This is a genomic window from Pseudomonas sp. 43mfcvi1.1 (genome assembly GCF_900115935.1).
GTDB classification, from domain to species: Bacteria; Pseudomonadota; Gammaproteobacteria; order Pseudomonadales; family Pseudomonadaceae; genus Aquipseudomonas; species Aquipseudomonas bijieensis.
Genome location: NZ_UETT01000020.1, coordinates 70,612 through 83,999 on the forward strand (window position 1 = coordinate 70,612; position 13,388 = coordinate 83,999).

General features: G+C 60.2%; 12 protein-coding genes. 1 reads left to right on the forward strand and 11 read right to left on the reverse strand.

Features of this window, described 5'->3' with window-relative positions; translation table 11 throughout:
* Positions 1–66 precede the first annotated feature (66 nt).
* The 5 genes from fkpB to murJ form a co-directional block, all read right to left on the reverse strand.
* Entirely contained in the window at positions 67–504 is a 438-nt protein-coding gene (gene fkpB, locus DTP52_RS28715) for an FKBP-type peptidyl-prolyl cis-trans isomerase (protein ID WP_109756383.1), read from the reverse strand.
* Positions 497–1,009, reverse strand: a complete 513-nt coding sequence (gene lspA / locus DTP52_RS28720; RefSeq protein WP_109756384.1) for a signal peptidase II — start codon at positions 1,007–1,009, stop codon at positions 497–499. Before lspA ends, fkpB begins: the two co-directional genes overlap by 8 nt.
* Complete coding sequence (gene ileS / locus DTP52_RS28725) at positions 1,002–3,833, reverse strand: isoleucine--tRNA ligase (protein ID WP_109756385.1); 2,832 nt, start codon at positions 3,831–3,833, stop codon at positions 1,002–1,004. The genes lspA and ileS overlap by 8 nt, the downstream gene beginning before the upstream one ends.
* 13 nt (positions 3,834–3,846) lie before the next feature.
* Positions 3,847–4,785: a bifunctional riboflavin kinase/FAD synthetase gene (ribF, locus tag DTP52_RS28730; protein WP_162893867.1), complete on the reverse strand. Its 939-nt coding sequence runs from the start codon at positions 4,783–4,785 to the stop codon at positions 3,847–3,849.
* 130 nt (positions 4,786–4,915) lie between these two features.
* On the reverse strand, positions 4,916–6,454 hold the full coding sequence (gene murJ / locus DTP52_RS28735) for a murein biosynthesis integral membrane protein MurJ (protein ID WP_109756387.1): 1,539 nt from the start codon (positions 6,452–6,454) through the stop codon (positions 4,916–4,918).
* A gap of 254 nt (positions 6,455–6,708) precedes the next feature.
* Here murJ and rpsT point away from each other — a divergent pair, with 254 nt between their 5' ends.
* Entirely contained in the window at positions 6,709–6,987 is a 279-nt protein-coding gene (rpsT, locus tag DTP52_RS28745) for a 30S ribosomal protein S20 (RefSeq protein WP_003185593.1), read from the forward strand.
* A gap of 226 nt (positions 6,988–7,213) precedes the next feature.
* On the opposite strand, the gene DTP52_RS28750 is transcribed toward rpsT, so the two are convergent.
* From DTP52_RS28750 to rplU, 6 genes are all read right to left on the reverse strand, one after another.
* Positions 7,214–9,250, reverse strand: coding sequence for a toxin-antitoxin system YwqK family antitoxin (locus DTP52_RS28750; RefSeq protein ID WP_109756406.1), 2,037 nt, complete (start codon positions 9,248–9,250; stop codon positions 7,214–7,216).
* 80 nt (positions 9,251–9,330) lie between these two features.
* The gene (locus DTP52_RS28755) at positions 9,331–9,786 is read right to left on the reverse strand and encodes a CreA family protein (protein WP_003205733.1); all 456 of its coding nucleotides are present in this window, start codon (positions 9,784–9,786) and stop codon (positions 9,331–9,333) included.
* 9 nt (positions 9,787–9,795) lie between these two features.
* Entirely contained in the window at positions 9,796–10,914 is a 1,119-nt protein-coding gene (gene proB, locus DTP52_RS28760; protein WP_109756388.1) for a glutamate 5-kinase, read from the reverse strand.
* Between the two features lie 325 nt (positions 10,915–11,239).
* Entirely contained in the window at positions 11,240–12,463 is a 1,224-nt protein-coding gene (gene cgtA / locus DTP52_RS28765; RefSeq protein ID WP_039593902.1) for an Obg family GTPase CgtA, read from the reverse strand.
* Positions 12,464–12,653: 190 nt separating this feature from the next.
* Positions 12,654–12,911, reverse strand: a complete 258-nt coding sequence (rpmA, locus tag DTP52_RS28770) for a 50S ribosomal protein L27 (protein WP_003205738.1) — start codon at positions 12,909–12,911, stop codon at positions 12,654–12,656.
* 35 nt (positions 12,912–12,946) lie between these two features.
* A complete protein-coding gene (gene rplU / locus DTP52_RS28775; protein WP_003176051.1) occupies positions 12,947–13,261 on the reverse strand; it encodes a 50S ribosomal protein L21 in 315 nt (104 codons plus the stop codon).
* Positions 13,262–13,388: the final 127 nt, after the last annotated feature.

Genomic DNA, 13,388 nt, shown 5'->3' on the forward strand with positions numbered 1-13,388 from the left:
GACTCAGCTATCGCGAGCAGGCTCGCTCCCACAGGAATTGTGGGGGCAGCCACTGCCCGTTAAACCTTAAAGCGCCTTGACCTCGAGGATTTCCACTTCGAAGCTCAAGGTCTTGCCCGCCAGCGGATGGTTGAAGTCCACGGTTACCTGGGCGTCGTCGAATGCCTTTACCACACCCGGCAGCTCGGTATTGGCCGCGTCGTTGAAGATCACCAGCAGGCCCTGGGACAACTCCATGTCCTGGAACTGGGAGCGTGGCATGGTCTGCACGTTTTGCGGATTGGGCTGACCAAAGGCATTTTCCGGTGGAACCACTACAGTGCGCTTGTCACCGGCCTTGAAACCGAAAATTGCCGCTTCGAAGCCTGGCAGCAAGTTGCCATCACCGACCTTGAACACCGCCGGGGCCTTGTCGAAGGTGCTGTCGACGGTGTCACCGTTTTCCAGGTGCAGGGCGAAGTGAAGCTTCACTTCAGTGTTTTGAGCGATACGCTGCTCAGTCATGGACGGCTTCTCCGGTTTTCTTGCTCTTGAACATGTCCAGGGCGAGCATCACGGCGCCCACGCTGATGGCGCTGTCGGCAAAGTTGAACGCCGGGAAATACCAGCGGTTCTGCCAATGCACCAGGATGAAATCGATGACGTGGCCCAGGGCGATGCGGTCATAGAGGTTGCCCAGGGCACCACCGAGTACCAAGGCCAGCGCCACCGCCAGCCAGGTCTCATTGCGCCCCAGGCGCTTGAGCCAGACCACCAGCACAGCGCTGACCACGACGGCAATCAGGGCGAACAGCCAGCGCTGCCAGCCGGAACTGTCGGCCAGGAAACTGAACGCCGCCCCGGTGTTGTAAGCCAAGGTCCAGCTGAAGTAGTCAGGAATGATCACGATCTGCTGGTACATGGTCAGCGAGTGTTCGAAGTAGTACTTGCTGGCCTGGTCGATGACCAGGACCAGCGCGCTCAACCACAACCAGCCCAGCCGTCCGAAACGGCTCGCCACGTTAGGCATAGTGACGAACCTCACCGCTGCCGCTGATGTTGTCCACGCAACGACCGCAGATTTCCGGATGCTCCGGGTTCACGCCAACGTCTTCGCGGCAGTGCCAGCAACGAGCGCACTTGGTGTGGTTCGACTTGACGATCTTGAGCTTCAGGCCGCTGACTTCAGTGGTCACCGCATCGGCCGGCGCCTGCACGAAAGGTGCAACGCTGGCGGTGGAGGTGATCAGCACGAAGCGCAGCTCGTTGCTCAGCCGGGCCAGATCGGCACTCAGGGCTTCTTCGGCGTAGAGGGTCACTTCGGCCTGCAGGTTGCCACCGACGGCCTTGGCCGCACGCTGGATCTCCATTTCCTTGTTGACCGCTGCCTTGACCGCCATCACGCGGTCCCAATACGCACGGTCCAGCTCGAAGCCTTGCGGCAGTTCGGTCAGGCCTTCGTACCAGGTGTTGAGCATCACCGATTCGTTGCGCTCGCCCGGCAGGTATTGCCACAACTCGTCGGCGGTGAACGCCAGGATCGGCGCGATCCAGCGTACCAGCGCTTCGCTGATGTGGAACAACGCGGTCTGGCACGAACGGCGCGCCTTGCTGTTGGCGCCGGTGGTGTACTGGCGGTCCTTGATGATGTCGAGGTAGAAGCCACCGAGCTCCTGCACGCAGAAGTTGTGGATCTTGGAGTAGACGTTCCAGAAACGGTATTCGCCGTAGTGTTCCTGCAATTCGCGTTGCAGCAGCAGGGTACGGTCCACGGCCCAACGGTCCAGCGCGAGCATGTCTTCGGCGGGCAGCAGGTCGGTGGCCGGGTTGAAACCGGTCAGGTTGGAAAGCAGGAAGCGCGCAGTGTTACGGATCCGCCGGTAGGCGTCCGCGCTGCGCTGTAGGATCTGCTCGGAAACGGCCATTTCGCCGGAGTAGTCGGTGGAGGCCACCCACAGGCGCATGATGTCGGCGCCCAGGGTGTCGTTGACCTTCTGCGGCGCGATCACGTTGCCCAGGGACTTGGACATCTTGCGGCCGGACTCGTCGACGGTGAAGCCGTGGGTCAGCAACTCGCGGTACGGCGCGTGGTTGTCGATGGCGCAACCGGTCAGCAACGAGGAGTGGAACCAGCCACGGTGCTGGTCCGAGCCTTCCAGGTACAGGTCGGCACGCGGGCCGCTTTCGTGGCCCATCGGGTGCGAACCGCGCAGCACATGCCAATGGGTGGTGCCGGAGTCGAACCAGACGTCCAGGGTGTCGCTGATCTTGTCGTACAGCGGCGCCTCGTCACCCAAAAGCTCAGCGGCATCCATCTTGAACCAGGCTTCGATGCCTTCGGCTTCGACGCGCTTGGCCACCTCTTCCATCAGTTCGACGGTGCGCGGGTGCAGCTCGCCGCTTTCCTTGTTCAGGAAGAACGGGATCGGCACGCCCCAGTTACGCTGGCGGGAGATGCACCAGTCGGGACGGTTGGCGATCATCGAGTGCAGGCGCGCCTGGCCCCAGGCCGGCACGAACGTGGTGTCTTCGATGGCCTTGAGGGAACGCTGGCGCAGGGTGTCGCCAGTGGTGGGCTGCTTGTCCATGCCGATGAACCACTGCGCGGTGGCGCGGTAGATCAGCGGGGTCTTGTGGCGCCAGCAGTGCATGTAGCTGTGTTCGATGACAGTAGTGTGCAGCAGTGCGCCGACTTCGGTCAGCTTGTCGACGATGGCCGGGTTGGCTTTCCAGATGAACTGGCCGCCAAAGAACTCCAGCGACGGCGCGTACACGCCATTGCTCTGTACCGGGTTGAGGATGTCGTCATTGACCATGCCGTATTTCTTGCAGGTCACGAAGTCGTCGACGCCATAGGCCGGCGCGGAGTGAACCACGCCAGTGCCCGCACCCAGTTCCACGTAGTCGGCCAGGTATACCGGCGACAGACGGTCATAGAACGGGTGACGGAAATTGATCAGCTCCAGCGCCGAACCTGGCGCGGTGGCGACCACCGAACCTTCGAGGTTGTAGCGGGCCAGGCAGGATTCGACCAATTCTTCGGCCAGCACCAGCAGCTTGTCGCCGACGTCGACCAGGGCGTAGTTGAACTCCGGGTGGACGTTCAGCGCCTGGTTGGCCGGGATGGTCCACGGGGTGGTGGTCCAGATCACGATCGCGGCCGGCTTGGCGAGCTTGCCCAGGCCGAAAGCGGCGGCGAGCTTGTCTTCATCGGCAATCGGGAACGCGACGTCGATGGTCGAGGACTTCTTGTTCTCGTACTCGACTTCCGCCTCGGCCAGGGCCGAACCGCAATCGAAGCACCAGTTCACCGGTTTGAGGCCCTTGAACACGAAACCGCCCTCGACGATTTTCGCCAGGGCACGGATTTCACCGGCTTCGTTCTTGAAGTCCATGGTCTTGTACGGGTTGGCGAAGTCGCCCAGCACGCCAAGACGAATGAATTCGGACTTCTGCCCTTCGATCTGCTCGGTGGCGTAGGCACGACACAGCTCGCGGGTCTTGTCCGCGCCCAGGTTCTTGCCGTGGGTCACTTCGACCTTGTGTTCGATCGGCAGGCCGTGGCAGTCCCAGCCCGGGACATACGGCGCATCAAAACCCGACAGGGTCTTGGAGCGGATGATCATGTCCTTGAGAATCTTGTTCAGCGCGTGACCGATGTGAATAGTGCCGTTGGCGTACGGAGGGCCGTCGTGCAGGACGAACTTCGGACGATCCTTGCCAATCTCGCGCAACTTTCCGTACAGGCCAATGCTGTCCCAACGCTGCAGAATCTGTGGTTCGCGCTGAGGCAGGCCGGCCTTCATTGGGAAGGCGGTGTCCGGAAGGTTTAGCGTGGCTTTATAGTCGGTCATTTAAGGCTCTTCATTAGCGATTGGCGCTGGTTGCGACAAGGGCACGGGCGGCGGCGATATCTGCATGGATCGCCGTCTTGAGCGCCTCCAGAGAGGCAAAACGCTGCTCTTCACGCAGCTTTTGGTGGAAAACCACCGTCAAACGCCGGTCATACAGATCGCCGGCAAAATCCAGAACATGTACTTCGAGGTGGGCCTTGCCATCCCCTTGGACCGTGGGCCGTACGCCGATATTGGCGACACCGGGCCAGGTCTTGCCGTCGATCTCGACACTCACCAGGAACACCCCGGTCAGCGGCACACGACGACGCTTGAGCTGCACGTTGGCCGTCGGCGTGCCCAATTGGCGCGCCAGCTTCTGCCCGTGCAGGATCCGCCCGGCAATCCGGTACGGCCGGCCGAGCAAGCGCTCGGCCAATTCGAAGTCGGCAGCCGCCAGGGCATTGCGGACCTGGGTGCTGCTGACGCGCAAGCCGCCCATCTCGACGGTCTGCGCCGCTTCGACGGTGAAGCCATGGACGCTACCGGCCTGTTGCAGGTAATCGAAATCCCCTGACCGGTCGCAGCCGAAACGGAAATCATCGCCGACTTCCAGATGCTTCACGTCCAGACCGTCCACCAGGATGGTCTCGACGAACTCGGCGGCACTGAGCTTGCTCAGGCGCTGGTTGAAGGCCAGGCACAGCACCCGGTCGACACCTTCGGCCGCCAGCAATTGCAGCTTGTCCCGCAACCGGGCCAGCCGGGCCGGGGCGGTGTCCGGGGCGAAAAACTCCCTGGGCTGCGGTTCGAAGATCACCACGCAGCTCGGCACGCCCAATTCCAGCGCACGCTCGCGCAACCGCGCCAGGATAGCCTGGTGGCCACGGTGAACACCGTCAAAGTTGCCAATAGTGGCGACACAGCCCCGATGTTGGGGGCGCAGGTTGTGGAGGCCTCGAACCAGCTGCATAACGCGCTTCTTGCTCATAAAGTGGCCGATTATAACCACACCCGGCGGCCGACGACAGGCAACACCGCACCCCAAAGTGATCGAACCGACAAAACCGCCGTCCGCCCCTGAATTATCGAGGGCCGCCCCTTCAGCCCAAGGCCTTGCGATTGAAGTCGCGCAGACGGAAACCCATCAGCAGCAACATACCGAAATACGCCACCACACCAGCGACGACCAATACGCCCAGACGCAGGAAACGCGCGAGCATCTGCCCTTCTCCCCAGGCCGGCATGAAATGCATCGCGCCAAGCAAAACCGCCGACATCACCGCCACGGCCACCAGCAGCTTCAGGCCAAATTTGCCCCAGCCCGGTTGCGGCTGATACATCTTCTGCTTGCGCAGTTGATAAAACAGCAGCCCGGCGTTGAGACAGGCCCCGGCGCTGATTGCCAAGGCCAGGCCGGCGTGCGCCAGCGGACCGATCAGCAACAGGTTGAACAATTGGGTCATCACCAGGGTGAAAATGGCGATCTTCACCGGCGTGCGAATGTTCTGCTGGGCATAGAAGCCTGGCGCCAGCACCTTGATCACGATGATCCCGAGCAAGCCCACCGAGTAGGCGATCAGCGCACGCTGGGTCATCAAGGCGTCGAACGCATTGAATTGACCGTACTGGAACAGCGAAACCGTCAGTGGCTCAGCCAGGATGCCCAGCGCCAGGGCACACGGCAACACCAGCACGAAACACAGGCGCAGGCCCCAATCGAGGATGCGCGAGTATTCATGGCGATCCTGGCTGGCGTAGGTCTTGGCCAGGGTTGGCAGCAGGATCGTGCCCAGGGCCACACCCAGCACACCGGACGGCAATTCCATCAACCGATCGGCGTAATACATCCACGACACCGACCCGGCCACCAGAAACGAGGCAAAGATGGTGTTGATGATCAGGGAAATCTGGCTCACCGAAACCCCGAGGATCGCCGGCAGCATCTGCTTCATTACCCGCCACACGCCGCTGTCGCGCAGGTTCAGCCGTGGCAGCACCAGCATGCCGATCTTTTTCAGGTGCGGCAGTTGGTACAGCAATTGCGCCAGGCCACCCACCAGCACCGCCCAGCCCAGGGCCATCACCGGAGGATCGAAATACGGTGTCAGGAATACCGCGAACACGATCATGCTGACGTTGAGCAGGGTTGGCACAAAGGCCGGCACCGAGAAGCGGTTCCAGGTATTGAGGATCGCCCCAGCCAGGGACGACAGGGAAATCAGCAATATATAAGGAAAGGTCACCCGCAGCAGGTCCGAGGTGAGCTGGAACTTTTCCGGCGTATCGGTGAAACCCGGCGCCGTGGCCCAGATCACCCAGGGCGCGGCGAGCATGCCGGCGGCCGTGACCAGTGCCAGCACCAAGGTCAGTAGCCCCGTGACATAGGCAATGAACGTGCGGGTCGCTTCGTCGCCCTTCTGGCTTTTATATTCCGCCAGGATCGGCACAAAGGCCTGGGAAAACGCCCCCTCGGCGAAGATCCGCCGTAACAGGTTGGGCAACTTGAAGGCGATGAAGAAGGCGTCGGTGGCCATCCCGGCGCCGAATATCCGTGCGATGAGCGTATCGCGAACGAACCCCAGGATGCGGGAAAGCATTGTGATAGAGCTGACGGCAGCCAACGATTTGAGCAGATTCATGAAAAGAGTTTTTGCCTGTCGATAAACAGCAGGCGAACAACGCGCCCACTTGTGCGATACTCCGCGCCGCTAAACAGTGCAGAGCCAAAGCCCGCGAGTTTACAGGTCGCACGCCGGAAAGAAATCCTTCGGTGCGCCGCACCTGCCATTCAGCGGAACGCGTCACCCGCCCTTGACAAGACTTCAACTCATCGGCATGATTCGCGGCCTATTTTGTTTGCTATTTCCCAAAAAGTCTTTCGAGGAGCTCGACGGTGGCCAACACACCTTCCGCCAAAAAACGTGCAAAACAGGCTGAGAAGCGTCGCAGCCACAACGCCAGCCTGCGTTCCATGGTCCGTACCTACATCAAGAACGTAGTCAAGGCCATCGACGCAAAAGACGCTGAAAAAGCTCAAGCTGCTTACGTTCTGGCTGTGCCAGTTATCGACCGCATGGCCGATAAAGGCATCATCCACAAGAACAAGGCTGCTCGCCATAAGAGCCGTTTGAATGGCCACGTAAAGGCCCTGAACGTTGCCGCTGCTGCCTAAGCGACGCGCTCGTTAAAAAACCGACCTCAGGGTCGGTTTTTTATTGCCTGCGATCTACCTCCAACCAGAGCACCTTTCTCCTATGGGAGCGAGCTTGCTCGCGATGGCGGCGGGCCAGACGATGAAGATGGCGACTGCACTGCCCTCATCGCGAGCAGGCTCGCTCCCACACTGGATCTTCAGTGGGCATGAGCCCTGAGCTCACCCCACATTCTCCGCGATAACTCTATTCCCCAAAATTGAAAACCACCGGCTTGGGCGGAGGGCAACCTCCCGGCGGCGGGAAATTCTGCACGCCTGCCTCATCGTAGCCGGTGTAACACCCCACTATCTTGTCATCCTTGAAGTTCATGCGGCGCTCAACCACACCCGTCGGGTAGTAGTAGACCGTCTCGCCTTCACGCTTGGCGTATGAGTAATCCTTGTACTCCTTCCCCTCGACCGTTATCAGGCGAAAGCCCTGCTTGGCCTCGGAGAATTTCAGCTGACCACTGGGGTAGTACTCGTTGTGAGTCACGCGATCATCAGGCCCCAGCAACACCTCCCGAACCTTGCGCCCATCCTGGCTATGGCGGGCACTTTGCTCATTGCCGAACAGGTAATCACTCTCCGAGTCGAAATGACCATTATTGAAAGCCCCGCGTTGCTTGCCGCAAAGCTTGATACGAGTGTATTTACCATCAGGTACGTGGCAATAGTTCCGGTCCGCGATCAACACCCCATTCGCATCGAATGACTGCACGTTACCAATGGGCTCATCCGCCTCGTAGGTTGCCACCGTATCGGGCTGACCATTGGGGTGATAGAGACGGAAAGCGCCCTCTCGCGAACCATGGCGCCACGAGATATCTGAAAGCAGCACCGCACCGTCATCGGTGTAGGTCAGCGCCCGCCCTTCGATCTGTCCATTGGTGTAGTTGGCCGAATAGGTGAGTTTGCCATTGGCCGCGTAGGTTTCTTTCAAGCCATCCAGCACACCCGCGCGGTAATGCTCGACGAGCCGCAATACACCCGCGGCATCCACTTCGCGCAATTCGCCTTGCTTCTTGTCGGCGACAAAATCCACAGTCTGGATACCGCTGCCGTCCATTTTCAATGTCCAGCGACCCTCTCGCACACCTCGCACATAACGCCCCTCACCCCAGGGCATTATCCAGTCCCCGTGTTGTTGCCCCGCCACGAAATCGCCGCGCTGGACAACCACGCCCCGGCTTACGCGCTCGGATGGCCCGTCAAAATCACCATGTTTGTAAGTATCGAAGCCCGACATCTGCTCCCCATCGTCCCGCGCTTCTATCGTCCAGCGCCCCTCATAAAAATCGTCGACGATCATGCCCTTGGAAACCGTGCCTCCGTCACTGACGACCCACGGCCCCTGGCGCAATCCCTCCACATAGGCGCCGGTGGACGCGTAGCCCGACTCGTCGAATTCAGTCCACTGGCCCGACCTCTTACCCTGGACATACGAACCCAGCGCCCAGAGCCGGCCATCGCCCAAGGCCGCCCAGGCCCCATCCTCGGAGCCCTGATAGACCTTTGGATTGGTCTCCCAAGCCATTCTGCTGACACGGTAGGCAGAACCCACATCCTCATCCCGGGGAGGCACACGCCCATAAGTCAGCGTGAGCCATCGACCTTCGCGCTGCTGGAAGGCCTTTTTGTAGGTATCGCGATGAGGATCCTCTGCCGACTGCCCCGCAGACGCCGGGACACCATCAACGCCGAAGTAACCCACCAGCGTGCCACTCGCGGGCTCCAACGCGTCGAACTCGGCGATGCCGGTCTTGGGTAACACAGCGCTGTAGTCGTAGGGCGGCAACTTGCCCAGCTCTTTCTGGACCAGCGCAGCAGTGAGGACCTTGCGCTCAGCGGCAATACGATCCAATACCGGTTGCAGCGTCTCCAGCCGGCGATACCCACCAGTGGCCGGCACGAAGCGATAGCCGTGAAGTGCAGATTGCCCCTTGATGCGGGACAACACGATCAACGTCTGTAGATCACTGTCGAGACTGGCGTAGAACACCGACTCGATGCTCGCATCGCCATAAGTGTCGAGCACTTGCGGGACACCGTCCGGCGAATCGCACAGGCATGAATAGCCGACGACACCCTCCGTCTCGCGGATAAACGCCAGCGTCGCCCCACTCTCCTGGGAAGTTTTTATCACCGGATGCGCCAGCGGCTTTGCACCATAAAACGGCTCGGCCAGCGCCCCGGCGCAAACGGAACAACCCAATACAAACAGCAGCAAAAACGAACGCATACGAATCCCTTCGCGCCAAAAGCACAACAAATCCATGGAAATTAAAAAGCGAGCCGATCGGCTCGCCCGTCATTCGATACTTAACGCCACGGCAAGATCGGAATAGCCGTCACCGCGTTCTGCGGGCTGCCTTCGATCACGCGGTCGCTGTAGACCAGGTACACCAGCGTATTACGCTTCTTGTCGAGGAAGCGCACCACTTGCATGGTCTTGAACACCAGCGAGGTACGCTCGCGGAACACTTCTTCGCCATCCTTGAGTTCACCCTTGAAGCTGATAGGGCCAACCTGACGACAGGCAATAGAGGCCTCGGCACGATCCTCGGCCAGGCCCAGGCCACCCTTCACGCCACCGGTCTTGGCCCGCGACAGATAACAGGTCACGCCATCCACCTTGGGATCATCGAACGCCTCGACCACGATCCGGTCGTTCGGCCCGACAAACTTGAACACCGTCGATACCTGGCCGATCTCCTCGGCCGAAGCCAGCAGCGGCACTGCCAGCAGCAAGCCAATCAATCCTTTTGCCAAACCCATGATTTTTCCTTAGACGAGGATCAGGTTGTCACGGTGAACCAATTCCGGCTCAGCCATGTAGCCCAACAGACCGACAATCGCATCAGACGACTGGCCGATGATTTTCTGCGCCTCCAGGGCGCTGTAGTTGGCCAGGCCACGAGCGATCTCACGACCGTCCGGCGCTACGCACACCACCATTTCGCCACGACGGAAACTGCCCTGGACCAGCTTCACCCCCACCGGCAGCAGGCTTTTGTTGCCTTGGGACAAAGCCGCGACCGCGCCTTCGTCCAATACCAAGGTGCCACGAGTTTGCAGGTGCCCGGCCAACCATTGCTTACGTGCCGCCAGCATGCCGCGCTCAGGGGAAAGCAAGGTGCCGATGCGCTCGCCCGCCTTCAGGCGATCCAACACCCGCTCCAACCGACCGCCGACAATGATGGTGTGCGCCCCGGAACGCGCGGCCAGACGCGCCGCACGCAACTTGGTCTGCATACCGCCACGGCCCAGCGCACCACCGGTACCGCCCGCCACCGCATCCAGTGCCGAATCATCGGCACGGGCTTCGTAGATCAACTTGGCATCCGGATTGTTGCGCGGGTCGGCGTCGAACATGCCGTCGCGATCCGTGAGAATCACCAGCAGGTCCGCTTCCACCAGGTTCGCCACCAGCGCGGCCAGTGTGTCGTTATCGCCGAAACGGATTTCGTCGGTGACGACCGTGTCGTTCTCGTTGATCACCGGGATGACCTTGAGCTCCACCAGCGCGCGCAAGGTACTGCGGGCATTGAGGTAGCGCTTGCGGTCGGACAGGTCGTCGTGGGTCAGCAGGATCTGCGCCGTATGGCGACCGTGCTCGGCAAAGCTCGATTCCCAAGCCTGCACCAACCCCATCTGGCCGATGGCGGCAGCGGCCTGCAATTCGTGCATCGCGCTGGGTCGCGACGTCCAGCCCAAACGGCTCATACCGGCTGCCACAGCCCCCGAAGAGACCAATACCAGCTCGACGCCAGCCTCATGCAAGGCCACCATCTGCTCGACCCACACCGCCATGGCCTGGCGATCCAGGCCCTTGCCATCCGCCGTCAGCAGTGCGCTGCCAATCTTCACGACCCAGCGCCGCGCACCCGTCACCTTGCTCCGCATCATCTTCAACCTTTGCCAGCGAACGGCGCGACCCAGCGCCGCCCATGGGATTATTCGTATTTGCGTTTTACAGATACCAAAACGCCGCTCGAATGAGCGGCGCCTTGGGAACCGGCTTGCCGGCGATGATAACACCGCGCAGGACCAGTTAAACCTGTCCCCAAGAATCCTTGAGGGAGTGAGCCTGTGGGAGCAAAGCTTGCTCGCGATGGCCTCGTCACATCCAACACCTTTGCTGGCTGCAAACCGCTATCGCGAGCAAGCTTTGCTCCCACAGATTCGCCCACACAGGTCTTGGCTTCAGTTGAGTGACATCAGCACACGGTCAGTCACGAACGTAGATGATTTCCGGACCGTCTTCGTCATCCACATCCTCTTCGTCCCAATCGTCATCACCGATGTCATGGACCGACTTCACGCCACTGCGACGCAGGGCACGCTGGTCGTCCAGCGCCTGCAACTGGGCACGAGCCTCGTCTTCGATGCGCTGATCGAGCTCGGCCAGCTCTTCCTTGTAGGCCGGATCGTTGGCCAGGCGGTCGGCGCGATCTTCCAGGTAACGCATGATGTCGTGACACAGGCGCTCGGTGTTTTCCTTGGCGATGGCCGAGATCACATAGACCGGACCTTCCCATTCCAAGCGGTCGACGATTTCCTTGACCCGCTCCTCGTGTTCTTCTTCGAGGATCTGGTCGCACTTGTTCAGCACCAGCCAACGGTCACGCTCGGCCAGGGCAGGGCTGAACTTGGTCAGTTCGTTGACGATGACTTCGGCGGCATCGGCGGCACTGGTTTCATCCAATGGCGCCATGTCCACGAGGTGCAGCAGCAGACGGGTACGGGACAAGTGCTTGAGGAAGCGAATGCCCAGGCCCGCGCCCTCGGAAGCGCCTTCGATCAACCCCGGAATATCGGCGATCACGAAGCTCTTCCAACGATCGACACTGACCACGCCCAGGTTCGGCACCAGGGTGGTGAACGGATAATCAGCAACTTTCGGCTTGGCCGCCGACACCGAGCGAATGAAGGTACTTTTACCGGCGTTCGGCAGGCCCAGCAGGCCCACGTCGGCCAGCACTTTCATTTCCAGCTTGAGGTCACGCTGCTCGCCCGGCTTGCCTGGCGTGGTCTGGCGTGGCGCACGGTTGGTACTGGATTTGAAACGGGTGTTGCCCAGGCCGTGCCAGCCGCCATGGGCGACCAACAGACGCTGGCCAGCCTTGGTCAGGTCGCCAATCACTTCCTGGGTGGCGGAATCGATCACCGTAGTGCCGACCGGCACGCGCAGGATCAGGTCTTCACCCTTCTTGCCGGTGCAGTCGGTGCTGCCACCGTTGGAGCCACGCTCGGCATCGAAGTGCCGGGTGTAACGGTAGTCCACCAGGGTATTGAGGTTTTCGTCGGCGAGCATATAGATCGAGCCGCCGTCGCCACCATCACCGCCGTTCGGGCCACCGTTTTCAATGAATTTTTCCCGACGGAAACTCATGCAACCATTGCCGCCGTCGCCGGCCTTCACTCGAATCGATACTTCATCAACAAACTTCATGACACACGCCTCTCGCCATACGGACGAGCCAAAAAAACAAGACATAAGACTCTTGCAAAAATGAGCGCAGCGACCTGATGACACGCCCCAACCGCAGCGCCGACAGCCCATACAAACAGTTTTGCAAGAGACTCACCCCACAAACGAAAAAGCCCCGTCGCAAGACAGGGCTTTTCCAGCGGTCTCGCAATTAAGCTGCGATAACGCTTACGTAACGACGACCGAAGGCGCCTTTTACTTCAAACTTGATCACGCCTTCGACTTTAGCGAAGAGGGTGTGATCCTTGCCCATGCCAACGCCGTAACCAGCGTGGAATTGGGTGCCGCGCTGACGCACGATGATGTTGCCTGCTTTGATAGCCTGGCCGCCATACATCTTCACGCCAAGGCGTTTGGCTTCTGAGTCGCGACCGTTACGGGTACTACCACCAGCTTTTTTGTGTGCCATGAGTTCAATTCTCCTAGTGAGGAATTAGGCTGAAATTAAGCCTGAATACCGGTGATTTTGATCTCGGTGTACCACTGGCGGTGGCCCATACGCTTCATGTGGTGCTTACGGCGACGGAACTTGATGATGCGGACTTTATCGTGACGACCTTGGGAGATCACTTCAGCCACAACGGTAGCGCCAGCAACGACTGGAGCGCCGATATTCACGTCATCGCCATTGGCGACCAACAGAACGCGATCAAAAGTCACGGATTCGCCGGTAGCGATTTCCAGTTTTTCGATCTTCAGGTATTCACCTGGGGCGACCTTGTATTGCTTGCCACCAGTAACAATTACTGCGTACGACATGGTATTTCTCCGATAATCCTGCTCACCCAGCGCTTTATAAGAAGAGGTATTGGCTGGCATGGCTGCATGGGCTGGAAGGCCCGGATGCAATTGCGTAAGGCAGGTGCTGCCCAGGAAGTTCAGGGTG

Bases quoted from the DNA above. Each gene is read 5' to 3' on its own strand.
- rpmA (WP_003205738.1), bottom strand. From the start codon at position 12,911: ATGGCACACAAAAAAGCTGGTGGTAGTACCCGTAACGGTCGCGACTCA.
- rplU (WP_003176051.1), bottom strand. From the start codon at position 13,261: ATGTCGTACGCAGTAATTGTTACTGGTGGCAAGCAATACAAGGTCGCC.
- murJ (WP_109756387.1), bottom strand. From the start codon at position 6,454: ATGAATCTGCTCAAATCGTTGGCTGCCGTCAGCTCTATCACAATGCTT.
- fkpB (WP_109756383.1), bottom strand. From the start codon at position 504: ATGACTGAGCAGCGTATCGCTCAAAACACTGAAGTGAAGCTTCACTTC.
- DTP52_RS28755 (WP_003205733.1), bottom strand. From the start codon at position 9,786: ATGGGTTTGGCAAAAGGATTGATTGGCTTGCTGCTGGCAGTGCCGCTG.
- ileS (WP_109756385.1), bottom strand. From the start codon at position 3,833: ATGACCGACTATAAAGCCACGCTAAACCTTCCGGACACCGCCTTCCCA.
- proB (WP_109756388.1), bottom strand. From the start codon at position 10,914: ATGCGGAGCAAGGTGACGGGTGCGCGGCGCTGGGTCGTGAAGATTGGC.
- ribF (WP_162893867.1), bottom strand. From the start codon at position 4,785: ATGCAGCTGGTTCGAGGCCTCCACAACCTGCGCCCCCAACATCGGGGC.
- lspA (WP_109756384.1), bottom strand. From the start codon at position 1,009: ATGCCTAACGTGGCGAGCCGTTTCGGACGGCTGGGCTGGTTGTGGTTG.
- DTP52_RS28750 (WP_109756406.1), bottom strand. From the start codon at position 9,250: ATGCGTTCGTTTTTGCTGCTGTTTGTATTGGGTTGTTCCGTTTGCGCC.
- cgtA (WP_039593902.1), bottom strand. From the start codon at position 12,463: ATGAAGTTTGTTGATGAAGTATCGATTCGAGTGAAGGCCGGCGACGGC.